1 protein-coding gene is annotated in these 1,206 nt (G+C 43.9%); it reads right to left on the minus strand.

Annotation, left to right across the window (positions count from 1 at the left end; genetic code table 11):
- Positions 1–30 precede the first annotated feature (30 nt).
- Entirely contained in the window at positions 31–1,065 is a 1,035-nt protein-coding gene (astA, locus tag A3738_RS28930) for an arginine N-succinyltransferase (protein WP_068478236.1), read from the minus strand.
- Positions 1,066–1,206 lie beyond the last annotated feature (141 nt).

Consider the following 1,206-nt stretch of genomic DNA (forward strand, 5'->3'; position numbering starts at 1 on the left):
GAAAGCTCCTAATTGGCTCATAGCTTTATCCTAAATATAACGAAGTGGGACAGCTCTAAGCTCAGCTTGATCATCGATATTCAAAGCATCGAATTGTTCTGAACTTAGTCTTATATGATCAGCGTGAATCTGATCTTTACTGACAAGAATTGTACGGAAATGTTCCATCCGCCGATTAGACACAACCCAATCGTCACGGGCACCAATTTCAGCGTCATAGTTAGTATCTACGCGATAAGGCAAAAGCACACTTTCACTAACGCCGCGCACATCTTCAACGAAGCTCTCAACGACTGGGCCACCATCGAAAATGTCTATCAATTGATTGAAATGAAAACCCTCTTTCTTGAGCATTTCTAATGCTGGACGCGTGTTGTCATGCGTTTTGCCAATCACTGCACGCGCCTCTTTAGTAAGAGAGAACAAATAAATGGGGTACTTGGGCATCAGCTCTGCGACTAATTCTTTGTTACCAAGCCCGACTTGATAATCCGCTAAAGAAAATTCCATTTGAAAAAACTTCTTACCTAAGGATTCCCAAAATGGAGAGATGCCATTCTCATCAGAGTAGCCACGCATCTCTGCAATCACTTTTTCACTAAAATACTCTTTGAACTCGGCTAAAAAGAGAAGGCGACACTTCGACAATAAACGACCATTGTTCCCTGACCGCGCGCTAGCATCTAAAAACAGTGTGCACAGTTCAGACACTCCGGTTAAATCATTCGATATCACGAGCATGTCGTTTGATGTATGCACACCAATTTCTCGTGAAGCGTGAATAACTTTTGAGATTCTATAATTGTACCAAACCTGTTCGAGGCCAATGGCTGCTTCAATAGCACTGACTCCGACCACCTTTCCTGTCTCGGTATCCTCAAGAGCAAAAACATAGTTTCCGCGTTCTTTAGGTTGAGAGCAGCGAAAAGAGCGTACCGAATTGAAAATCCGTTGCTCTAGCAAAGGGGGATTTTTAGGTAAAGTCGTCACGCCGACTCCAGCCCCTTCAGCTAGGTCAACAAGCGCTTGCAGATCATGACCATGGATAGGTCGAATCACCATCATTGAGTTACTCTCCTAAGACAGAAAGCTACTAAAGAGCACTGAAGAAATATTCAGCGCCACCATTCAAATTCAAGGCAGATATATCAGATTGACTAACACGGACCACGTCATGAGTGCCCCCAGGCAAAGGAACAAGTCCGC

The organism is Oleiphilus sp. HI0066 (assembly GCF_001635725.1).

Coding starts and splice junctions, on each gene's coding strand:
- astA (WP_068478236.1), bottom strand. CDS start 1,065: ATGATGGTGATTCGACCTATCCATGGTCATGATCTGCAAGCGCTTGTT.